Raw genomic sequence first — 21,926 nt, 5'->3', positions numbered from 1 at the left:
CGGTGCTTTTTTATATTATTTCTTCAGCCCGTCAATCGCCGCCTGCGCGCACGCTTCATCCAGATGACCACCCGGCGCACCGCCGATCCCTATTGCGCCGATCACCTCATCCCCCTCTTTCACCGGCAGACCACCGGCCAGCAGCAGGAAGCCCGGAATATCACGCATGTTTTGTGCGCCGGCATTGCTCTGCGCGGCTTCCATAACCTTGCCTGACGCGTTTTTTGCACTCAGCGCGGTATAGGCTTTCATTTCGCTGGCTTTTACCGTGTGGGGCCCGGCATTGTCGGTACGCTGCACCGCTTTGACCACACCGGCGCGGTCCACCACGGTGACCGTCACCTGGTAGTTTTTCGCTACGCAGGCCTGAATAGCGGAGGTCGCCAGCGCGTTGGCCTGCGCCAGGGAGAGATTTTTCTGGTTCAATGCGTCGGCCTGTGCCGTCAGGCTTACGCTACCGGCGACAAGCGCGGCTGCCATCATTACTTTTTTCATCGCACGTCCTCGAATGATTGAATACCGTTCGATCGTACTCAGACGCGCGATGAAGCGTAATTCGGTTGATTACGCAATTATCCTGGTAGTTATACGGATTGTAATTTGTCGTAATCGCGGATTGCCTGCACCAGGCTGGTCACGCCAAGCTTGGCGAACGCCGCGGCCCGGTGCGCTTCAACCGTTCTGGGCGAGAGGTTCAACTGCAGGGCCACCTCTTTATTGCTGCGTCCTTCCATCAGCACCGCCAGCACCTCGTGCTCACGCGCCGTCAGTTGTTCGAAACGCGCTTTAATCCGCGACGTTTCCTGCCAACGGGTCAGTCGTCTCTGGCTCTCTTCGAAGGCGAGCCCCACCGTTTCAATGAGCTTATCGGCATCCAGCGGCTTGGTGAAAAACTCAAAGACGCCATTGCGAAAGGCGCGGCGGCAGGCATCAACGGTGCCGTGTCCGGTCATGACGATAACCGGCAGCAGCGGCCAGGGCCATTTGCCCTCCTCCAGCCAGGTCAGCCCGCCTTTTCCCGGCATGCGCATATCCAGCAGCAGACAGCCGACGAGCGCCGCGCGCCCACCGTGCGCTGACGTAAACGCGTCCACGCTTTCAAACCCATTGACCTGCCAGCCCATTCCCGAGAGTAAGAAGGCCAGCGACTCACGGATGGATTCATCGTCATCAATCAGCCAGACTGTGTTATCCACGCGTATTTACCTCTCCACTCGCCAGTTGTAACCGAACCTGCGCCCCGCCCTGGGGCGCGTTGCCCAGCGTGATTGTTCCATTCATGCGCGTCATCAACGACTCCGTTAACGTCATTCCCAGCCCTATTCCTTCCGTCCGTCCGCTGTAAAACGGCATAAAGGCGTTCTGCAAGGCCTCCGGGCTAAAGCCAGGTCCGCCATCAGTTATGGTGATATAAATCCAGTTTTCCCGTTTCTCGCTGGTTATTTTCACCCACCCTTGCGCGCACTCTTGCTGGGCCTGAATGGCATTACTGAGCAGATTATGCAGCACCTGTTCAAGCCAGAGTCTGTCTGCCAGAACCCGCGTGGCACCTGCCGCGAACGCATGGCTCACCGCGATATGCTCAGAGCGGCGTTCATGTTCAAGGAGATCGACCACCTGTTGCCAGCACGATTTCAGGTCGATGTCGCGCAAGGTGACTTTTTCCTGAACCACATGTTCGCGAAAGCGGGTTAAGAGCGCGCTGATACGCTGGGTTTGTACCAGCGCGGCAGCCAGCGCCTGCGATACGGCCTGCGGATTCGCCTGCTGCTGCTGACGCTGAGCACCCTGAATCCAGGTCTGAACGGCAGTCAGCGGCTGGTTAATCTCATGCACGATCCCAGCGGTGATCTCTCCCAGGGTGTTGAGCCTTGCATGCTGGTAATAGTGTGCGCGCTGTTCGGCGTGCTGGCGCTGCCGCCGTTGCCAGAGCAGCAGGCTGGCCGCGGCGATAAGCACTGCCCAGCCGAAGAACAGGAACGGATATACCCACCAGGAGACGGCCAGCCAGTGCGGCTTTGCCGTGGCCATAAGGGTAAAGGGTTGTGTGGGTTGCGTGAAGGTCCGCTGCCAGTGCCAGAAAGCCCCGGCAGGGGGCGCGTTATCTGCGTCATTGAAGCGAATGGCAAGTGCATCAAAGGTATGTTGGGTGCGGAGCAGCGGCGCAAGATCGATAAGTACGCGGATCTGACGCCAGGGATTATACAGCCAGTACTGACAATCGCGGGTCGATTCCACACGGGCAGCGTTCAGCGCACGGCCTGAGGTTTTCTCAAGGGCGAGGATGTGCGGGAATTTTTTGCGCAGGGCCGCGAGGTCTTCCTCGCCGTTGAGTAACGGCAAAACAGATTCATTTTGCGTCAGCACGGCGCTAAGGGTGGAATAGCGTGTCGAAAACTCACGATCGCGTTCCCAGAACTGGCGGCGGATCTGTTCGGCATAGAGCAAAACGCCGCTGATGAGGCACACCAGCAGCCAGACAATAACCGTGCGCCTGAAAAGAGTGTTATTCATTCCGTTAACGGGTCAGGAGATTCATCCTGCCGACATTAGCAGTTAACCGTTGTCAGAACAAAATTTCGCACAGCTCATTCCAGTACATTTCGCGCGTGCGGCGCAGTTCAGCGTGACGTTTTATCATGGAACCACTCCGGATGAATGTTGGCAACGTCCACGCCATACAGGCTGGCGACAGGCAGTACGGACTCAAGAACACGTTGCGCGCTGTTCTCCGCATTCGCTGGTCGGGTCGCAAAAAACCGCCGTAACGTGTTTATCCACTTTTTCATCGTCTTTCCCCCTATCGCTTCACTTGCCCTAAGTTAAACACCCAACACCCGCACAGGGGAAATACCAAAATCCACTGTCGATGTGCAGGATTTGCAAATAGCCCTCCATTCTTTTACTCACCATTAACACCTTGTTCACTAATGCTTTTTTGCTAATAGCAAAGAACGATTTCTTATTTGGCGAGAGCTTTCGCTTATGGGAGCGTGACGGGGTAAAACAAAAACAACGGGATGAACAATCACTATGGCAGCAAACACGAAAGGGTTTAAAAAAAGGACACTGGTGCTGGGCTTACTGGCGGCAGGCGGTCTGTTCTCGATGCAGGTGCAGGCCGATCAACTGGCGGATATTAAAGCCGCAGGCGTGGTCAAAGTTGCCACCTTTGATGCCAATCCACCGTTTGGCTCCATCGATGCAAAGACCCATGAGATTGTCGGCTACGACGTCGATTTCGCCAGAGCGCTCGCCAGTGCACTTGGCGTGAAGCTTGAACTGGTCGCCACCAACCCGGCTAACCGCATTCCCCTCCTGCAGTCCGGTAAGGCAGATTTGATTGTGGCAGATATCACCATTACCCCGGAACGGGCGCAGGTGGTTGATTTCTCCCTTCCCTATTTCGTGACCGGCCAGCAGTTCCTGGTACCGGTAAAAGCTGCCGATACGCTTGAGGCCTATAGCCGGGCGCGCATTGGCGCGGTAAAAGGCACAACGGGTGAACAGGCGCTGCACCAGCGTTTCCCGCACGCCCGCGTGCTCTCTTATGACGATATTCCGCTGGCGCTGACGGCCCTGCGCAACGGTAACGTGCAGGCTATCACTCAGGACAGTACGATTCTGGCCGGTCTGCTGGCGCAGGCGCCGGACAAGGCGAACTTCAAAATCCTGCCCGATCTGCTCAGCAAAGAAGAGATTGGCGTGGGGGTAAAAAAAGGCGAAACCGCTCTGCTGAAAGCCGTCAACGACGAGCTTGTTAACCTTGAGAAGAACGGTCAGGCGGCAAAAATCTATGACGTCTGGTTCGGTCCGGATACCCCCTCCCCACAGCCTCGTGCCTTTAAAATAGAAGCTCAGTAATATGCTCTCAGCGCTTTTTTCACACTCCGCGGCCGGTGCCGCGGATTTTTCACATCTGGAACACGCCAGCGTCGAGTTTCGCGATGTGCAGAAACATTACGGTAACCATCAGGTCTTAAAGGGCATTAACCTCACCATCACGCCAGGTGAAGTGGTGGCCATTCTCGGGCCTTCGGGTTCCGGAAAATCCACCCTGATCCGGCTTATCAATCAGCTTGAAACCCTGAGCGGTGGCGAGATCCTGATCGATAACAAACCCACAGAACGGCTCTCCGGTACCGCGCTGCGTCAGTTGCGCAGCCGCGTCGGGTTTGTGTTTCAGCAGTTCAATCTTTACGCCCATCTCACCGCCAGTCAAAACATCACTCTGGCGCTGGAGCATGTTCACGGCTGGAAGGCCCAGCCAGCTCAGGCGCGGGCGCTGGCACTGCTGGAAAAAGTGGGGATGCTGGAAAAAGCACACCATTTCCCTGCCGAACTTTCCGGCGGTCAGCAACAGCGCGTGGCGATTGCCCGCGCGCTGGCCTCTTCACCGCAAATCATTCTGTTCGATGAGCCAACCTCCGCGCTTGACCCGGAGATGATTGGCGAAGTGCTGTTCGTGATGAAGGCGCTTGCGCACAGCGGGATCACCATGATTGTGGTGACGCATGAGATGCAATTTGCCCGGGAAATTGCCGACCGGATTGTGTTTATCGACGCCGGGCACGTTCTTGAAACCGCGCCACCGGAGCAATTTTTCAGGCAACCGTCGCACCCACGCGCTCAGCGATTCCTGCAAAAAGTCCTGAACCCGCTGCATCAGGAGCATCTCTAATGCCCGCACTTGACTGGCAGGGCGTGCTGACCGGACAGCCCCTGCAGTGGATCGTATCCGGATTTCTCACCACCCTGTGGGTGACGCTCGCGGGGATGCTGCTGGCAACCCTGCTCGCGCTGCTTTTTCTGCTTCTTCGCCTGACGGGTGGACGTGTCGGGAACGCGGTCGTCAGTAGCTGGGTATCGCTGTTTCGCAATACACCGCTGCTGGTGCAACTGCTGTTCTGGTATTTCGCCGCCTGGAACGGGTTACCGCAGGCGTTCCGGGATGCCGTGAATGCGGATCACCGCTGGTCCGTTTTGCCCGGTGACGTCTGGTGGTTTACCCCCGAGTTTTTATGTTCTGCATGGGGGTTAGGCGTATTCACCTCGGCTTTCTTGATTGAGGAAGTGGCATCGGGACTACGTTCAGTCCCTGCCGGGCAACGGGAAGCGGCGCTCGCACAGGGATTTTCCGCGTGGCGCTTATTTCGTTACATCCTTCTGCCGCAAGGGCTGGCCAACGCCTGGCAACCCGTTGTCGGGCAGTATCTCAATCTGATGAAACTCTCATCGCTCGCCAGCGGCATTGGCTTTGCCGAACTGACCTATCAGGTGAGACAGATTGAAAGCTACAACGCCCATGCGCTGGAGGCGTTTACCGTCGGCACCGTCCTGTACCTGCTTACCGGTATGCTGATGGGGGCGGTGCTGGTGCGCCTCGGCCCAATCTCAGGGAGGGGAAACCATGCTTGCCGGACTTAATGTCATTACCGATAACCTGGATTACCTGCTCTGGGGACGTGCGGCAGTTGGTGAGCCTGGCGGGGTCTTGCTCTCGTTGCTGATGGCGCTGGGCGCGGCGGCTCTCGCCCTGCCCGGTGGAATTGCTCTCGCGTGCCTGGCCTGGCGTTTTACGGGGCTTGTGCGCAAGGCGCTCTTTGTATGGGCGGAATTAATTCGCGGGATCCCGCTAATCTTTGTGATTTTCTGGATGTGGTATCTGCTGCCGCTCATCACCGGCGGCGATCTCCCGGGGGCGCTCACCGTCACGCTGGCCCTGGCCTGGTTTACCGCGGCCTCGGTTATGCATTCAGTACTGGCCGGACTCAGTGCCTTACCGTCAGGGCAGTACGAGGCCGCCCTGTCTCAGGGTTTCAGTACCCGGCAAACGCTGTCGCGCGTGCTGCTGCCGCAGGTGCTGCGCAATATTCTGCCGTCACTGGTGGGGATTTTTATCAGCCTGCTGAAGGATACGTCGCTGGCGTTTATTGTGAATGTCCCTGAGCTCACCACGGTGGCCGGCCAGGTGAACAACCGGGTGCAAATATACCCGGCAGCCATTTTTATCTTTACGGGTGTGGTCTATTACCTGCTCTGCTGCGCCCTTGAGCAGCTTGCGAAACGCTGGCGCTTCAACCGGCCAGCGCTTTGACCACGGTTTCCATCGCCTGGGTGGTTAACTCGCTACGTTTTACGCGCTGGTTCGCCAGCGCCGTACGCAGCACCCCCGCGATGACAATATGCTTCGGCTCCTGCCCCAAATCACGCATCTCCAGAACGACCTTCCCGACCACCCGACACATCTCCTGATACAGCGCTTCGTCTTTGGTCACATTACCCATCGTCATCACTCCATTGCCCTAAACTCTCAGCTTAAATGATTCATCGCCCGGATACAAAAAAGAAGCCCGGCGAGAGTCCCGCCGGGCTTCATTCGTAAAATCAATAAATTAGTTGTTTACCGGGATCACTGCGCCTTTGTATTTGGTGCGGATCCAGTCCTGGATCGCTTTGGAGTGCAGAACGTTCACCAGCGCGACGATATCTTTCTTCTTCTCGTCACCACGATGCACGGTAATGATATTGGCATACGGGTTATTTTCACCACTCTCTACCGCAATCGGGTCATGTACAGGATCAAGGCCCGCATCAATCGCGTAGTTGGCGTTAATCACGACCGCGTCACCTTCGTCGTTGTTGTACATCTGTGGCAGCAGAGAGGCTTCCACGTTAGGCGTGAACTGCAGTTTTTTCGGGTTTTCCACGATATCGCTGATACGCGCGGTCACTTTGTCGATGCCCGGCTTCAGTTTGATCACCCCCTCTTTTTCGAAGATAGAGAGAATGCGGCCCTCTTCAGATACAGCATCACGCATGATGATTTTGCCGCCCTGCGGCAAATCTTTCAGGGATTTGTATTTTTTGGAGTAGATCCCGATTGGCTCGATGTGGATCGCGCCCGCGCTGACAAAATCATAATCCTTATCACCGGCGTGATCTTTCAGCACGCTGTTCAGGTAAGGAATATGCTGGAAATAGTTAGCGTCAATATCATGACCCGCCAGCGCGGTGTTGGGCAGAATGTAGTCCTGGAAAGGTTTGATCTCCAGATCGATACCCTGCTTCGCCAGGATAGGCTTCGCCTGCTCCAGAATTTCGGCGTGCGGCGTGTTGGATGCCCCCACGGTCAGGGTATCAGCCCAGGTGGCAAAGCTCAGGGCGCTCAGGGTTGCTGCGGCGATCAGTGTCAGTGTTTTTTTCATGATGATGGTTCCTGTGTGTTATTAGAGATTATCGTTTATCTAACAGTGAGGTCAGGACGTCGCCGCAGAACTGGATAATGAAAACGATGATCAGAATGGTCACCGTCGCCACCAGCGTGACGTCGCCATGGTTGCGCTGGAATCCTTCCAGATAAGCCAGATTTCCCAAACCGCCTGCGCCAATCACCCCCGCCATGGCGCTGTAACTCACCAGCGCAATCAGCGTTACCGTAATACCTGATACCAGTGCAGGGGATGACTCCGGCAGTAAAACCCGAAACACCAGGGTGCTCAGTCGTGCGCCCATTGAGCGCGTGGCCTCAATAACCCCCTTGTCCACTTCACGCAGGGCAATTTCGACCAGGCGTGCGTAGAACGGTGCCGCACCGACAATCAGAGCCGGCAGCGCCGCGTTGGCGCCAAGAATGGTGCCGACAAGGGTTTTCGTGAACGGGATCAACAGCACAATCAGAATGATGAACGGGATAGAACGAAACACGTTCACCACAATTGAAATCACGCTGTAGACCGTGCGGTTGTGGAACAACCCGCCGCGCGCGGTTAAAAACAGCGCCAGGCCAAGGACGATTCCAAGAACAAAGGTTGCCACGCCGGAAAGGGCAGTCATGTACAGCGTTTCCAGCGTCGCCGCCCAGAGTTGCTCCCACTTCAGATGAGGAAAAAGCGTCTCAGCCATGTTTAATTACCTCGCCTTCAATATCGCTGTGCTTCAGGTCGGCGAGGATATTGCTCAGTTGTTCATCCGATGCCACGACGTGTACCCAGAGTTGCCCAAATACGCCGTGGGCCGTTTGGGTCATTTTTCCGTGCAGAATGTTAAACGGCAGGCCGTAGCGCAGAGTCAGCTCGCCCACGATCGGTTTATGGGTGCTGTGGCCCGTAAAGGTCAACCTGATGACGCTACCTTCAAGGTCCGCTGCCAGCTCCGTATTAAACGTCTCTTCCTCGGCATACTGGCTCACCTGGCGGACAAACTGCTGAGTGATAGGCAGCTGCGGACGGGTAAAGACGCTCAGCACCTCCCCCTCCTCCACCACTTTGCCGTTCTCCATCACCGCCACGCGGTCGCAAATTTTGCGCACCACGTGCATCTCGTGCGTGATCAGCACAATGGTCAGCCTGAAGCGGCGGTTAATGTCCAGCAGCAGATCGAGGATTTGATCGGTGGTCTGCGGGTCGAGGGCTGACGTGGCTTCATCGCATAGCAATACGTCGGGGTTATTGGCCAATGCACGCGCAATCCCCACACGCTGTTTTTGCCCGCCACTCAGCTGCGAGGGATAGGCGTTCTCGCGTCCCTTCAGCCCAACGAGATCGACCAGTTCGGCCACGCGGGCCTTAATGTTGGCTTTTGGCACACCGGCGATTTGCATTGAGAACGCAATATTCTCACTCACCGTGCGCGACCAAAGCAGATTAAAGTGCTGGAAGACCATGCTGATCTTCAGACGCGCCTGGCGCAGTGCTTCGCCCTTTGCGGCAGAAATGTCCTGTCCGTTGATGGTCACGCTGCCGCGAGTGGGTTTTTCCAGTCCATTCAGCAAACGAATAAGAGTACTTTTACCCGCGCCGCTGTAACCGATAATGCCGTATATCTGCCCCTGCTCTATCGTCAAATTGACGTTATCAACGGCAGTGAGTGCAACCTTCCCGTTGTCAAAAACCTTCGAAATATTGCTGAGTACAATCATTCTTATATGTAATCCGTCCCGCGCATGGCGGTTTAGCAGTATGGATGTCCAAATGATAGTAAACAGGCGTTATCACCTTTTAAATGAACAAAAAGGAATTTGTTATAACTTTCAGGAATAAATAGCGGTTTTCGCGCCGGCAGGCATTTAGACCAATTTCAGAAATGATTATCTGGCATGTGCATATCAGCGGGTCATCACCTGATGAAAACGGTTAATTTTGCAGCATTTTTGACTAATATAGCCATCCTCACATCCAGAGCACTTTACGTCTTGCTATCCCTCCATCCAAAAACGGCATTTATATTCTTTTCTGTTCTAAAACGGAGTGAAGGATTCTTTAAGGGGTTAATTTCCCCGCCCTATCATCCTGTCATGACCTCCTGAAAGGAAAACACCATGACGATTTACCACTCCGTCACCGAACTGATTGGCCACACCCCGCTTATCCAGCTGCATAAGCTTGATACCGGTCTCTGCTCGTTGTTTCTGAAGCTGGAAAACCAGAACCCGGGCGGTTCGATTAAAGACCGCGTTGCACTGTCGATGATTAACGAAGCGGAGCGCAACGGCCAGCTCCAGCCAGGCGGTACCATCATTGAGGCGACGGCGGGAAATACCGGTCTTGGCCTGGCCTTGATCGCCGCGCAGAAAGGCTATTCGCTGATCCTGGTGGTGCCAGACAAAATGAGCCGCGAGAAGATTTTCCACCTGCGGGCACTGGGGGCTCAGGTGGTACTGACCCGCTCCGATGTCAATAAGGGCCACCCTGCCTACTATCAGGATTACGCGCAACGTCTGGCGAATGAACTGCCGGGGGCGTATTACATCGATCAGTTTAATAACGAAGCCAACCCGCTGGCGCACCGCACCACCACCGCGCCTGAACTGTATGAACAGCTTGACGGTAAGATTGACGCCATTGTCGTCGGCGTGGGGTCTGGCGGGACGCTGGGTGGGCTACAGGCGTGGTTCGCTGAGCACTCACCGCAGACTGAATTTGTGCTGGCCGACCCGGCCGGTTCGGTCCTGGCCGATCAGGTAGAAACGGGACGCTATCAGGATGCGGGCTCGTGGCTGGTTGAGGGGATCGGTGAAGACTTTATTCCTCCGCTGGCACACATCGAAGGGGTGAATCGTGCCTGGCGCATCACCGATCGCGAGGCTTTCACCACCGCCCGCGAGCTGCTGAAAACGGAAGGTATCCTGGCAGGCTCCTCCAGCGGCACCCTGCTGGCGGCTGCGCTGAAATATTGCCAGGCACAGACCACCCCGAAACGGGTTGTGACCTTCGCCTGCGACAGTGGTAACAAATATCTCTCAAAGATGTTCAACGATGACTGGATGCGCCAGCAGGGTTTGATCTCCCGGCCGCAGGCTGGCGATCTCTCCGACTACATTGCCCTGCGCCACGATGAAGGCGCAACCGTCACCGCCGCGCCAGATGACACCCTCTCCACCGTACTGGCGCGGATGCGTTTGTATGACATCTCCCAGTTGCCGGTCCTGGAGAACGGTCAGGTCGTGGGCATCATCGACGAGTGGGATCTTCTGCGCCATATCGGTGGCGATGGCGACCGCTTCTCGCTTCCCGTGACCGCGGCAATGACCCGTCAGGTGGAGTTCCTCGATAAAAACGCCCCGGAGAGCGCCCTGAACGCCATTTTCGATCGCGGTCTGGTGGCGGTTATTAATGACAATGACCGCTTCCTGGGCCTGATTACGCGCAGCGACGTTCTTACCGCCTGGCGCAACCGTCTTCAGCAATAAAGGAATACATGATGAAAAATCTGGCAACCCTGAGCGTACACAGCGGTGAGTTTAACGATCGGCATGGCGCGGTCATGCCCCCGATTTACGCCACCTCCACGTTTGCGCAACCGTCGCCCGGCGAGCACACCGGCTATGAATATTCGCGCAGCGGCAACCCGACCCGCCATGCGCTGGAAACCGCCATCGCCGAACTGGAAGGCGGGACCCGCGGCTATGCCTTCGCTTCCGGCCTCGCCGCCATCTCTACCGTGCTTGAACTGCTGGATAAAGACAGCCATATCGTCGCCATTGACGATGTCTACGGCGGGACCTGGCGCCTGATTGAAAACGTGCGCAAACGTAGCACCGGCCTGCAGGTGAGCTGGGTCAAGCCGGACGATTTGGCCGGTCTTGAAGCCGCCATCCGGCCGGATACGCGAATGGTATGGGTTGAAACGCCAACCAATCCGTTGCTTAAACTGGCGGATCTGGCGGCTATCGCCGACATCGCCCGTCGTCATCACGTCATCAGCGTGGCCGATAATACCTTCGCGTCGCCCGTCATCCATCGCCCGCTGGAAACGGGGTTCGACATCGTCGTGCACTCTGCCACCAAATACCTGAATGGTCACTCGGACGTGGTCGCCGGACTGGCGGTTGTGGGAAATAACGCCGCGCTGGCGGACAAGCTTGCCTACCTGCAGAACGCGGTCGGCGGTGTACTGGATCCGTTTAGCAGCTTCCTGACGCTGCGCGGTATTCGTACGCTGTCGCTGCGGGTAGAAAAGCACAGCACCAACGCGCTGGCCATTGCGCAATGGCTGGAGCAACAGCCGCAGGTCGAAAAGGTATTTTATCCGGGGCTGGAATCACACCCGCAATATTCGCTTGCCCGCACGCAGATGGCGCTGCCGGGCGGCATGATTTCTCTGGTGGTGAAAGGCGATGCGCAACGGGCCACAGAGGTGATCCGCTCACTGAAATTATTCACCCTCGCCGAAAGCCTGGGTGGCGTGGAAAGTCTGGTCAGCCAGCCTTACAGCATGACTCACGCTTCGATTCCGCTTGAGCAGCGGCTGGCCAACGGCATCGTACCGCAGCTGATTCGCCTGTCCGTGGGCATTGAAGATGCCAAAGACCTGATTGCCGACCTCAGCCAGGCGCTGAAAAACTAAGCAAAACGCGGCAGGTCACGCACCTGCCGCGATAAGATGTCATCTAACCTTAACGCCTTGATAACAATCTCATGTGGATCTGCACAGATTATTTTTGAAACGCTGTTTTCATTTTCCTTTTATCTTAAAATCAGCGTATAATGCGCGCCTAATCCCTGGTGAATGGTTTCAGCGCTTGGAATACAAAAAACAACGTACAACTACTCCTCTCCTTCGTTGGGCTGTCACTCAGGCACACTTTCTTCTGCACGCTCATTTGATGTCTCCTATCCTTAGTGCGTGTCATATACTCTTTTGCAACACAGGTTTGACTCCGCGGCGGTGCGCCCCCGGAGCGAGATTTCCATATCCTTCCCAACTTAAAGACTAAGACTGTCATGAAAAAGACGAAAATTGTTTGTACTATCGGCCCGAAAACCGAATCTGAAGAGATGCTGAGCAAAATGCTGGACGCCGGCATGAACGTTATGCGTCTGAACTTCTCCCACGGTGACTATGCTGAACACGGTCAGCGTATCCAGAACTTGCGCAACGTGATGAGCAAGACCGGTAAAAAAGCAGCCATCCTGCTGGATACCAAAGGTCCAGAAATCCGCACCATCAAACTGGAAGGCGGTAACGACGTCTCTCTGAAAGCGGGCCAGACCTTCACCTTCACCACTGACAAGACTGTTGTCGGTAACAACGAAATCGTTGCGGTCACCTATGAAGGTTTCACCAGCGACCTGTCCGTTGGCAACACCGTGCTGGTAGACGATGGTCTGATCGGCATGGAAGTGACCGCCATCGAAGGTAACAAGGTTATCTGTAAAGTGCTGAACAACGGCGACCTGGGTGAAAACAAAGGCGTTAACCTGCCAGGCGTTTCCATCGCGCTGCCAGCCCTGGCTGAAAAAGACAAACAAGACCTGATCTTCGGTTGCGAGCAAGGCGTCGACTTCGTTGCGGCATCCTTCATCCGTAAACGTTCCGACGTGGTTGAAATCCGTGAGCACCTGAAAGCGCACGGCGGCGAGAAGATCCAGATCATCTCCAAAATCGAAAACCAGGAAGGCCTGAACAACTTCGACGAAATCCTCGAAGCGTCAGACGGCATCATGGTTGCACGTGGTGACCTGGGTGTTGAAATCCCGGTTGAAGAAGTTATCTTCGCGCAGAAGATGATGATCGAGAAGTGTGTTCGCGCGCGTAAAGTGGTTATCACCGCAACGCAGATGCTGGACTCCATGATCAAAAACCCACGCCCAACCCGCGCAGAAGCTGGCGACGTGGCTAACGCCATCCTCGACGGTACCGATGCAGTCATGCTGTCCGGCGAATCCGCGAAAGGTAAATACCCGCTGGAAGCCGTTGGCATCATGGCGACCATTTGCGAACGTACTGACCGCGTGATGACCAGCCGTCTGGACTTCAACAACGACAGCCGCAAACTGCGTATTACCGAAGCAGTCTGCCGCGGTGCGGTAGAAACCGCTGAGAAACTGGAAGCGCCTCTGATTGTGGTTGCCACCCAGGGCGGTAAATCTGCTCGCGCAGTCCGTAAATACTTCCCGGACGCGACGATCCTGGCGCTGACCACCAACGAAACCACTGCCCGTCAGCTGGTGCTGAGCAAAGGCGTGGTTGCGCATCTGGTGAAAGAAATCGCGTCTACCGACGATTTCTACATTCAGGGTAAAGCGCTGGCGCTGGAAAGCGGCCTGGCACAGAAAGGCGACGTTGTGGTCATGGTTTCTGGTGCGCTGGTACCAAGCGGAACCACCAATACAGCATCTGTTCACGTGCTGTAATAATTCCCGAACGAATTAATTTTCATAAAAAGCGTCCTCCGGGACGCTTTTTTTATTTCATGCATTAGCCAAAGTCATTCAAAAAGCAAATCGGGTTTCTCTATTTAATTGCGAATTATCTAAGATGAATCCGATGAAAAATGCCTTTTTTTACAGAGCTTTTTGCCAAAAAAGGGCCGATTCGATGCTTCTTTGAGCGAACGATCAAAAATAGGCGTATTCCCATCAAAAAAATATTCTCAACCTAAAAAACTTTGTGTAATACTTGTAACGCTACATGGAGATTAACTCAATCTAGAGGGTATTAATAATGAATCGTACTAAACTGGTACTGGGCGCGGTAATCCTGGGTTCTACTCTGCTGGCTGGTTGCTCCAGCAACGCTAAAATCGATCAGCTGTCTTCTGACGTTCAGACTCTGAACGCTAAAGTTGACCAGCTGAGCAACGACGTGAACGCAATGCGTTCCGACGTTCAGGCTGCTAAAGACGACGCAGCTCGCGCTAACCAGCGTCTGGACAACCAGGCTACTAAATACCGTAAGTAATAGTACCTGTTAATAAAATGGCGCACATTGTGCGCCATTTTTTTTGTCTGCGTCAAACCCCTACTGCGTCACCTTCTCACCGTCATTTTCCGCGACCACAGCGGATGTCCGACTGTTCTGTACTGACAACACGTTCTGACGCGCTGACGCGCCGTTATCGGCCGACACGGCTACCGGGATCCCCGCGCGGCGTGACAAGGCTTTATCGATAAGCGCTTTATCACTTCCTGACTGCGAGACAAACGTCGCAAAGTCTGCGGAATGCGAAATGGGTGTCATCTGGGGGTTTTCACCCTCAACCTGCGCCAGCGGACGATGCACTTCAATATAGCGTTTACCGTCAGGCTCAACGGAGAACTTCACCGGCTCATTAATGATTTGCACCCGCGTGCCGACCCGCACCTGCTCAAACAGCGCTTTGATATCCGGCGCATTCATGCGCATACAGCCAGAGCTGACCCGCAGGCCGACGCTGTCCGGCGCACTGGTGCCGTGTATCAGGTATTCCCCGTGACCCACGCCTAAACGCAATGCAAAGCGTCCTAGCGGGTTATTTGGCCCGGCCGGGACCACGGGCGGCAATTTGATGCCCTGCTCCAGAGAGCGCGCTCTGATGCCCGGTGTTGGGGTCCAGGTAGGATTAGGGATCTTCTGGCTGACCCGGGTGGTGGTGACCGGCGTTTCCAGTCCCAGTTGCCCAATGCCGAGCGGGAAAACCTGAACAATGTTTTCGCCCGGCGGGAAGTAGTAAAGCCGCAGCTCCGCCAGGTTCACGACAATCCCCTCACGGGGCGTGTCGGGCAACAGCATCTGCGAAGGGATCGTGATCACCGTCCCCGGCGCAGGGTTTACCGGCGCAATAGTATTATTGGCTTCAAGGATAAGCTGTGCTGCAGTATTAAACCGGCGAGCGATGGTCTGAAGTTTATTATCCCCTTCCTGTATCGTGTAGGTTTGATTTTGCCCAATCAGACGGCTGCCTGCGGGCGGCAACGGGTAATCCATCGCGCGGGCCGAATTAAGAGCACCGAGCGAACCCAGGAGTAATAGAGTTATTAGAGACGCGCGCTTCATGCTGAGATTCCTTATTCACTGGCCGGATGCCAGAAAGCTGAAAAACCAGCGAGGCGGGAACCACCTCGCGAAACAGAATGAATGCTGTTCTGTTAGTCTAGCTAAGGATTGCAGCTTTGGCGCGGATGGCGCGAATCATCGCTTCCAGCCCCTGGGAACGGGACGGGGTGAGGTGTTGGGTCAGGGCCATTTTTTCAAACCACGGGCGGACATCAAAAGCGACAATATCCTGCGCTGACATCTGGTGATAGAGAATAAATACCACCGCAATAAGCCCTTTCACAATAGCGGCATCGCTGTCGCCCTGTAATTCGATCACGCCGTCGCGCGTCTGCTCCATCACAATCCAGACCTGGCTCTGACAGCCCTGAATAATATTTTCCGGGTTGTGTGCCTCTTCGCTGAGCGGCGGTAAACGCTGGCCCAGTTCAATGATATAGAGGTACTTCTCTTCCCAGTTTGCGCAACGCCCGAAGTTACGCAGTAATTTTTCTTTATCCGGCAAATCTGCCATCTTTCGCCTCTCCGTTAGCCCAGCAACTGGTGAATGCGTTTAAGCCCCGCCACCAGCCTGTCGACCTCTTCCGTTGTGTTGTACATCACCAGCGATGCGCGGCACATCGCCGGCACCTGGTAAAACGCCATCAACGGCATAGCACAGTGGTGTCCGGTACGCACGGCCACGCCGTAATTATCGAGGAAACTGCCCACATCGTATGCATGGTGTTTACCGAGATTGAACGCAATTACCCCCTGGCGGTCCGCCGGGCCATACAGGGTCAGCGCCGGTACGCTGGCAAGCTCCTGCAGCGCGTAGTGCATCAGCAGTTGTTCGTACTCCTGAATCGCGTCAAGGCCAACAGACGTGACATAGGCGATGGCCGCCCCCAGCCCGATAATCCCGCCGGTATTCGGCGTGCCAGCTTCAAAGCGCCACGGTGCGCGTGCGTAGGTGGTCCCCTCTGAGAGACTGACGGTCGCAATCATCGAGCCGCCCCCTTCCCACGGTGGCATCGCCTGCAGAATATCTTCTTTCACGTACAGCACGCCAATCCCGGTCGGCCCATAGAGCTTGTGCCCGGAGAAGACGTAGAAATCGCAGTCCAGCGCCTGGACGTCGACCGCGTGGTGCATGACCGCCTGCGCACCATCAATCAGCACCTTCGCGCCAGCCTGGTGGGCTTTCTCAATAATCGCTGCCACCGGGTTCTCGGTTCCCAGCACGTTAGAAACCTGGGTCACGGCCACCAGCCGCGTACGCGTATCCAGCAACGCGTCAAGTTGCTCAAGCTGCAGGGTGCCATCAACGTTCAATGGGATCACCCTCAATTGCGCACCGACACGCTCACAGAGCATCTGCCACGGCACGATATTGGCATGGTGCTCCATCTGGGTGATGATGATGTTATCCCCCGCGTGGACCTGCGCGTTGCCCCAGCTGTTGGCAACAAGGTTGATCCCCTCGGTGGTACCGCGCACAAACACCAGTTCCTCTGGCGAGCGTGCATTGAGGAAAGTGGCGATTTGGGTACGCACATTTTCCATACGCTGGGTCGCCTCCGCACTCAGGGTGTGGATCCCCCGGTGCACGGCAGCATAACCGTGGCGGTAGAATTCCGCTTCCGCTTCGATCACCTGATTCGGTTTCTGCGCGCTGGCCGCACTGTCCAGATACGCCAGGGGCAGACCGTTCACTTCACGGGTCAGAACCGGAAAATCTGCCCGTACTTTCTCTACGGGAAAACTCATGCTTCGCCTCCAGGCAGACGCTGCCCGATACGGGCCAACACCTGCTGTTTTAACAGGCCATCGTGCAGCGCTTCCGTCAGTTCAGCGGCAAACGCATAGATAATCATTTGCTGCGCCGCCTGCTGGTCGATACCGCGGGAGCGTAAATAGAACATCTGTTCGTCATCAATTCGCCCGACCGTCGCGCCATGGCTGCACTTCACGTCATCAGCATAGATTTCAAGCTGTGGTTTGGTGTCCACTTCCGCCAGGCGTCCCAATAGCAGGTTGTTGTTGGTCATCTGCCCGTCGGTTTTAATCGCGTGCTGCGCCACGTTAATCAGGCCGTTAAACACCGCCCGCCCTTTGTCGCTGACAATGGTTTTGTGCAGCTGGCGACTGTTACAGTAGCCTTTGTTGTGCTCAAGCCAGGTGCGTGTATCGCACACTTGCGTTTTAACCGGCATCGCCAGGCTGTTGATGCGAAGCGTTGTATTCTCGCCGTTAAGCTGCGTGCTGGTGTTGTGGCGCAGTACCGCGCCGCCGAGCAAAAAGCTGTGGCTGTATGCCGCGGCATCTTGTCCAAGCAGCATGTCATTATGCGCAAAGTGGTGGCTCTGCGGGTTTTCAAACGCCAGTTTGATATGGTGAAGTTGGGCATTGGCGGCAACATGCATTGTCAAACGCGCCCCGGTAAAGTGCCGGGCCTCGTTGAGGCTGACGTAATGCTCAATCACCGTAGCCTCCGCCCCTTCCGCCAGCTCAAGATGGTGGCGGTAGTGAGCAGTGTTGATCTCGTCGCCGTCTGCTCCCTGAGTGATGTGCATCAGCAGCAGTGGTTTTACCGGACGCTGGTTACGCTTAACGCGAATATGCGTCACGCTCCGCGCCAGGCTCTCGGTGAGATGCAGGAAGACCTCGGGCTGTACCGGGGCGCTCAGGCTCTGACGGTCATCGTTAATGGCAATCTCAAACCCACAGTCCTGGGTGCTGTCACTCAGCTCAGGGCGGAACTGACCATCGACGAAGACCAGACGCACGGCATCCACGGTCAATGCCAGGGCATCGCGCTGCGCCGGGCTGATGTCTGCCAGGCGGGTGACAAACTCGCCGTTCAGCAGGCCATCAAGCGGCGTGTATTTCCAGTTCTCCTGCTTGCGTGACGGCAAACCGAGACGCAGCATCTGCTGCAGGTGCTGTTGCGCCTGTTCCGAGCGCGTATTGCCCTGCGCTTCAAACAGACGGTGCCACTGCTGGAGCGCATTACTGCTGTTCGGTAAGCCAGCCATAACCCTGCTCCTCCAGTTGTTTAACCAGCGTGAAATCACCGGATTTCACAATACGCCCCTGGTAAAGCACATGGACGTAATCCGGCTTGATGTAATCCAGAATACGCTGGTAGTGAGTGACGATGATGAACGCGCGTTTGCCGTCGCGCAGGGAGTTCACCCCGTCGGCGACAATCTTCAGGGCATCGATATCCAGACCGGAGTCGGTTTCATCCAGAATGCACAGTTCAGGCTCAAGGACCGCCATCTGCAGAATGTCGTTACGCTTTTTCTCACCGCCTGAAAAACCGACGTTGACCGAGCGGGTCAGCAGGTCTTCCGGCATTTTCAGTAGCTTAATCTTCTCTTCCATCAGGTCCTGGAAATCAAAGCGGTCCAGCGCTTCCAGTCCGCGATATTTACGTACCGCGTTCAGCGCCGTTTGCAGAAAGAACTGGTTACTCACCCCCGGGATCTCCACCGGATACTGGAAGGCCATAAAGATACCTTCACCGGCCCGCTCTTCCACCGACATCTCCAGCAAATCTTTGCCGTTAAACTCGACCGACCCGTGGGTCACTTCGTAATCTTCGCGTCCTGCCAGCGTCGCGGAGAGCGTACTTTTCCCGGAGCCATTGGGCCCCATAATGGCGTGGACTTCACCCGGTTTGACGTCAAAATTGAGACCACGCAGGATCTCTTTGTCTTCCACGCTAACCTGTAAATCTTTAATACTTAACATGTGCTTTCCTTAACCGACGCTGTGTTCAAGACTAATGGCGAGGAGTTTCTGGGCTTCAACGGCAAATTCCAGCGGCAGTTCAGAGAACACATCCTTACAGAAGCCGTTCACAATCATTGAGATGGCATCTTCCTCACTGATCCCGCGCTGCAGGCAGTAGAAGAGCTGATCTTCCCCAATACGTGACGTCGTCGCCTCGTGCTCAAGCTGGGCGGTATTGTTACGGCATTCAACGTACGGGAAGGTGTGTGCCCCGCAGTCTGCCCCAATTAACATTGAGTCACACTGGGTAAAGTTTCGGGCATTGGTGGCCGTCGGCATGATTTTGACCAGCCCACGATAGCTGTTCTGACTGTGCCCGGCGGAGATGCCTTTGGAAATAATGGTCGACCGGGTGTTTTTACCGATGTGGATCATCTTGGTACCCGTATCTGCCTGCTGATGGCCGCTGGTCAGCGCCACGGAGTAGAACTCACCGATCGAGTTATCCCCACGCAGAATACAGCTCGGGTATTTCCAGGTGATCGCAGAGCCGGTTTCCGACTGGGTCCAGGACATTTTGCTGTTTTCGCCTTCGCACAGCGCACGCTTGGTCACGAAGTTCAGAATACCGCCGGTGTTGCCATCGCCCGGGAACCAGTTCTGCACCGTGGAGTATTTCACCTCGGCCTCTTTATGGATGATGACTTCAACCACCGCGGCGTGAAGCTGGTAGCTGTCACGGACCGGTGCAGAGCAACCTTCAATGTAACTGACGTAGCTGCCTTCATCGGCCACCAGAATGGTGCGTTCGAACTGACCGGTTTTTTCCGCGTTGATACGGAAATAGGTTGACAACTCCATCGGGCAGCGAACGCCTTTTGGCACGTAGATAAAGGTGCCATCAGACGCTACCGCCGCGTTTAGCGCGGCAAAAAAGTTATCGTTACTCGGCACCACGGTGCCGATGTACTTTTTCACCAGCTCAGGGTGCTCGTGAATCGCTTCGCCGAAGGAGCAGAAAATAATCCCCTGCTCTGCGAGTTTTTCACGGTAGGTTGTCGCCACTGAGACGGAGTCAAAAATGGCGTCCACCGCCACCTCTTTCCCTTCGCGAACGGGCACACCCAGCTGGTTAAATGCCTCTTCCACTTCTTTGCTCAGGAAGCTGTTGTCCGCACCGGTTTGCTGCACCGCGCCAGGCTGTGAGGCGCAGGTGTCGTCGCAACTCCCGCAGGATGGCGCAGAGTAGTAGCTGTAATCCTGATAGTTCAGCTTGTCATAATGCGCTTTCAGCCAGTGAGGTTCTTCCATTTCCAGCCACGCCCGGAAGGCGCTCAGACGAAACTCAAGCATCCACTCAGGTTCATTGCGTTTGGCCGAGATGGCCCGGACGACATCTTCATTGATGCCTTTCGCCAGTTCATCGGTCTGCAGCTGGGTAAAGAACCCCTCTTTATAATTGAGGTGGCCGCCACTCCAGGTGTTAACATCACTCGTTGCTTCAGTATTACGAGACATAGTACCGCCTATACCCCAAAGCTTTCGCCGCACCCACATTCGTTCTGGGCTTTCGGGTTATGAAATTTGAATAAATGGTTTAAACCTTCACGTACGTAGTCCACTTCCGTGCCGTCAATAAACGGCATGGCCTGCAGGGCGACATACAATTTTGCGCCGTCAGTTTCGAATACCAGATCATCCTTCTCGGGTTCTGTGACGGTATCGAGCACGTAACCGAATCCTGCGCAGCCGGTCTGTTTCACCCCCAGGCGCACGCCGAGGATCTCTGGCTTTTTCGCCACCAGTTCGTGAATATGTGCCGCCGCCGCTGGCGTGAGCGTTAAGCCACGCCAGGCGAAGTCGGCAGGATTGAAGGTTTCTGAATGCAGTTCCATAGGTCCACCTCATCTAATAAGCCCCAGGGCATAACACCATGTTAGTGATAACGATTATCACTTCAACCCTCTGTCAGCAGGGGCATTGGGCTAAATCGCCCTTTTTGCATACTTTTATTAAGCATAGACCCTGTCAGCGGATGCGGGCGGGATGGATTTAATTGTTCAATACTTTGAAAAATAATGGGTTATCGAATCAGAAAAGCGGAGTAAAGGGGAAAAGTAAAATATGCATCGGAAATGCCTATTTTTAAGATAGATTTTATCCAGGGAAACGACGAGCAAAAAAAGGCCTTCAAGGCCTGCGGAAATTAATGATGAAAGGAGACAACAAAACCCTGTTCACGCCAGTGGTCAAGCAGTTCCTGCTGACGCGGCGTCGGCGCTTTACCGGTCCAGACGAAAATTCTTTGCCCAGGAAAAAGCTCCGGACGAGGGGAATCAATCGGGTCGGCCAGCACATCAATATGCCACCCCTTCTGTGCCAGACGCGCAGCCTCAAGCCACAGGTGGGTCCGGTCATCGCACTCCCAGCCAATAAGCAGAGCATCTTTACCGGCTTTCTTACGTGACTCCGCCAGGCTTGCGACAGCAAACTCTATCAGCACACCGTCAAGCAGGCTCGCCATATGACGCACCGTATTTTGATCCTGATTCATTCGCTGACGAACGGGAGAAATAATATTATCGATAAGCGCATCCATCGCGTGATCGCGGCGGAATTCGCCTATTTTGGCGCGCAGCTTTGCCGGGCTGGCATAACGCAAAACCGTCATCATCTCTTCCTGGATTGATGCCCAGTTACCCTGAGTCATCACTTCTTTGTTTTCCAGCAAGCCTTTGACTTTGCCGACCGAAACGCCGCTTTTCATCAGGCGTTTGATCTCTTCAATACGCAGGATATCTTCATCGTCAAACTGACGATGGCCCCCTTCGCTTCGCTGCGGCTTCAACAATCCATAACGGCGCTGCCAGGCACGCAGCGTAACGGGGTTGATACCGCATCGTTCGGCCACTTCGCCGATACTGTAATAGGCCATTAACTCCCTCACG

Annotated in this window: 24 protein-coding genes; 8 read left to right on the top strand and 16 right to left on the bottom strand. The window is 55.3% G+C overall.

The annotated features are described in order from the left end of the window. Positions 1-15: 15 nt before the first annotated feature. From BJ887_RS17505 to BJ887_RS23200, 4 genes are all read right to left on the bottom strand, one after another. Positions 16-495 carry a heme-binding protein gene (locus BJ887_RS17505; protein WP_020884350.1) on the bottom strand — a complete coding sequence of 160 codons (480 nt, stop codon included), beginning with the start codon at positions 493-495 and terminating at the stop codon, positions 16-18. 89 nt (positions 496-584) lie between these two features. Next, the gene (locus BJ887_RS17500) at positions 585-1,196 is read right to left on the bottom strand and encodes a response regulator transcription factor (protein WP_014169758.1); all 612 of its coding nucleotides are present in this window, start codon (positions 1,194-1,196) and stop codon (positions 585-587) included. After that, complete coding sequence (locus BJ887_RS17495; RefSeq protein WP_121340201.1) at positions 1,189-2,514, bottom strand: sensor histidine kinase; 1,326 nt, start codon at positions 2,512-2,514, stop codon at positions 1,189-1,191. Before BJ887_RS17495 ends, BJ887_RS17500 begins: the two co-directional genes overlap by 8 nt. A gap of 107 nt (positions 2,515-2,621) precedes the next feature. Further along, positions 2,622-2,789, bottom strand: a complete 168-nt coding sequence (locus BJ887_RS23200) for a hypothetical protein (RefSeq protein WP_229216855.1) — start codon at positions 2,787-2,789, stop codon at positions 2,622-2,624. Positions 2,790-3,033: 244 nt separating this feature from the next. Here BJ887_RS23200 and BJ887_RS17490 point away from each other — a divergent pair, with 244 nt between their 5' ends. Genes BJ887_RS17490 through BJ887_RS17475 form a run of 4 tightly spaced genes read left to right on the top strand, consistent with a single transcriptional unit; the run spans position 3,034 to position 6,097 of the window. After that, the gene (locus BJ887_RS17490; protein WP_020884352.1) at positions 3,034-3,864 is read left to right on the top strand and encodes an ABC transporter substrate-binding protein; all 831 of its coding nucleotides are present in this window, start codon (positions 3,034-3,036) and stop codon (positions 3,862-3,864) included. 1 nt (position 3,865) lies between these two features. Then, positions 3,866-4,681 carry an amino acid ABC transporter ATP-binding protein gene (locus tag BJ887_RS17485; RefSeq protein ID WP_063156077.1) on the top strand — a complete coding sequence of 272 codons (816 nt, stop codon included), beginning with the start codon at positions 3,866-3,868 and terminating at the stop codon, positions 4,679-4,681. Then, the gene (locus BJ887_RS17480; RefSeq protein WP_040017295.1) at positions 4,681-5,427 is read left to right on the top strand and encodes an amino acid ABC transporter permease; all 747 of its coding nucleotides are present in this window, start codon (positions 4,681-4,683) and stop codon (positions 5,425-5,427) included. The genes BJ887_RS17485 and BJ887_RS17480 overlap by 1 nt, the downstream gene beginning before the upstream one ends. Next, positions 5,411-6,097 (top strand): amino acid ABC transporter permease, encoded by a 687-nt coding sequence (locus tag BJ887_RS17475; protein ID WP_121340200.1) that lies wholly within the window; start codon positions 5,411-5,413, stop codon positions 6,095-6,097. Before BJ887_RS17480 ends, BJ887_RS17475 begins: the two co-directional genes overlap by 17 nt. Here BJ887_RS17475 and fumD read toward each other — a convergent pair. The 4 genes from fumD to BJ887_RS17455 all read right to left on the bottom strand — a co-directional run bounded on the left by fumD (position 6,078) and on the right by BJ887_RS17455 (position 8,920). Continuing rightward, positions 6,078-6,287 carry a fumarate hydratase FumD gene (gene fumD, locus BJ887_RS17470; RefSeq protein WP_014831602.1) on the bottom strand — a complete coding sequence of 70 codons (210 nt, stop codon included), beginning with the start codon at positions 6,285-6,287 and terminating at the stop codon, positions 6,078-6,080. The two genes, BJ887_RS17475 and fumD, sit on opposite strands and share 20 nt — an antisense overlap. A 108-nt stretch (positions 6,288-6,395) precedes the next feature. Continuing rightward, positions 6,396-7,208, bottom strand: a complete 813-nt coding sequence (locus tag BJ887_RS17465; protein ID WP_014169750.1) for a MetQ/NlpA family ABC transporter substrate-binding protein — start codon at positions 7,206-7,208, stop codon at positions 6,396-6,398. A gap of 28 nt (positions 7,209-7,236) precedes the next feature. Next, entirely contained in the window at positions 7,237-7,905 is a 669-nt protein-coding gene (locus BJ887_RS17460) for a methionine ABC transporter permease (RefSeq protein ID WP_020884356.1), read from the bottom strand. Then, positions 7,898-8,920: a methionine ABC transporter ATP-binding protein gene (locus tag BJ887_RS17455; protein ID WP_121340199.1), complete on the bottom strand. Its 1,023-nt coding sequence runs from the start codon at positions 8,918-8,920 to the stop codon at positions 7,898-7,900. The genes BJ887_RS17460 and BJ887_RS17455 overlap by 8 nt, the downstream gene beginning before the upstream one ends. A gap of 399 nt (positions 8,921-9,319) precedes the next feature. On the opposite strand from BJ887_RS17455, the gene BJ887_RS17450 reads away from it, so the two are divergent. The 4 genes from BJ887_RS17450 (at position 9,320) to lpp (ending at position 14,184) form a co-directional block, all read left to right on the top strand. Next, a complete protein-coding gene (locus BJ887_RS17450; RefSeq protein WP_014169746.1) occupies positions 9,320-10,690 on the top strand; it encodes a pyridoxal-phosphate dependent enzyme in 1,371 nt (456 codons plus the stop codon). A gap of 11 nt (positions 10,691-10,701) precedes the next feature. After that, the gene (locus tag BJ887_RS17445; RefSeq protein WP_041162559.1) at positions 10,702-11,847 is read left to right on the top strand and encodes a PLP-dependent aspartate aminotransferase family protein; all 1,146 of its coding nucleotides are present in this window, start codon (positions 10,702-10,704) and stop codon (positions 11,845-11,847) included. Positions 11,848-12,224: 377 nt separating this feature from the next. Next, the gene (gene pykF, locus BJ887_RS17435) at positions 12,225-13,637 is read left to right on the top strand and encodes a pyruvate kinase PykF (RefSeq protein WP_014169744.1); all 1,413 of its coding nucleotides are present in this window, start codon (positions 12,225-12,227) and stop codon (positions 13,635-13,637) included. 310 nt (positions 13,638-13,947) lie between these two features. Further along, the gene (gene lpp, locus BJ887_RS17430) at positions 13,948-14,184 is read left to right on the top strand and encodes a murein lipoprotein Lpp (protein WP_001082307.1); all 237 of its coding nucleotides are present in this window, start codon (positions 13,948-13,950) and stop codon (positions 14,182-14,184) included. Positions 14,185-14,244: 60 nt separating this feature from the next. On the opposite strand, the gene BJ887_RS17425 is transcribed toward lpp, so the two are convergent. From BJ887_RS17425 to BJ887_RS17390, 8 genes are all read right to left on the bottom strand, one after another. Further along, positions 14,245-15,258, bottom strand: coding sequence for a L,D-transpeptidase family protein (locus BJ887_RS17425; RefSeq protein ID WP_014169743.1), 1,014 nt, complete (start codon positions 15,256-15,258; stop codon positions 14,245-14,247). Positions 15,259-15,355: 97 nt separating this feature from the next. Continuing rightward, the gene (sufE, locus tag BJ887_RS17420) at positions 15,356-15,772 is read right to left on the bottom strand and encodes a cysteine desulfuration protein SufE (RefSeq protein ID WP_025204370.1); all 417 of its coding nucleotides are present in this window, start codon (positions 15,770-15,772) and stop codon (positions 15,356-15,358) included. Between the two features lie 14 nt (positions 15,773-15,786). Next, positions 15,787-17,007 (bottom strand): cysteine desulfurase SufS, encoded by a 1,221-nt coding sequence (gene sufS / locus BJ887_RS17415; RefSeq protein WP_121340198.1) that lies wholly within the window; start codon positions 17,005-17,007, stop codon positions 15,787-15,789. After that, positions 17,004-18,275: a Fe-S cluster assembly protein SufD gene (gene sufD / locus BJ887_RS17410; protein WP_063925053.1), complete on the bottom strand. Its 1,272-nt coding sequence runs from the start codon at positions 18,273-18,275 to the stop codon at positions 17,004-17,006. The genes sufS and sufD overlap by 4 nt, the downstream gene beginning before the upstream one ends. Next, on the bottom strand, positions 18,250-18,996 hold the full coding sequence (sufC, locus tag BJ887_RS17405; RefSeq protein ID WP_020884365.1) for a Fe-S cluster assembly ATPase SufC: 747 nt from the start codon (positions 18,994-18,996) through the stop codon (positions 18,250-18,252). Before sufC ends, sufD begins: the two co-directional genes overlap by 26 nt. A 9-nt stretch (positions 18,997-19,005) precedes the next feature. Next, positions 19,006-20,496, bottom strand: coding sequence for a Fe-S cluster assembly protein SufB (gene sufB, locus BJ887_RS17400; RefSeq protein WP_121340197.1), 1,491 nt, complete (start codon positions 20,494-20,496; stop codon positions 19,006-19,008). An 8-nt stretch (positions 20,497-20,504) separates the two neighbouring features. After that, on the bottom strand, positions 20,505-20,873 hold the full coding sequence (sufA, locus tag BJ887_RS17395) for a Fe-S cluster assembly scaffold SufA (protein WP_121340196.1): 369 nt from the start codon (positions 20,871-20,873) through the stop codon (positions 20,505-20,507). Between the two features lie 311 nt (positions 20,874-21,184). Then, positions 21,185-21,913, bottom strand: a complete 729-nt coding sequence (locus tag BJ887_RS17390) for a MerR family transcriptional regulator (RefSeq protein ID WP_020884367.1) — start codon at positions 21,911-21,913, stop codon at positions 21,185-21,187. Positions 21,914-21,926 lie beyond the last annotated feature (13 nt).

Source organism: Enterobacter sp. WPR_3_1, assembly GCF_003635055.1.
Lineage (GTDB): Bacteria > Pseudomonadota > Gammaproteobacteria > Enterobacterales > Enterobacteriaceae > Enterobacter > Enterobacter ludwigii.
The sequence above is the reverse complement of the archived record's forward strand: the minus strand, read 5'-3'. Positions and strand labels throughout refer to the sequence as shown.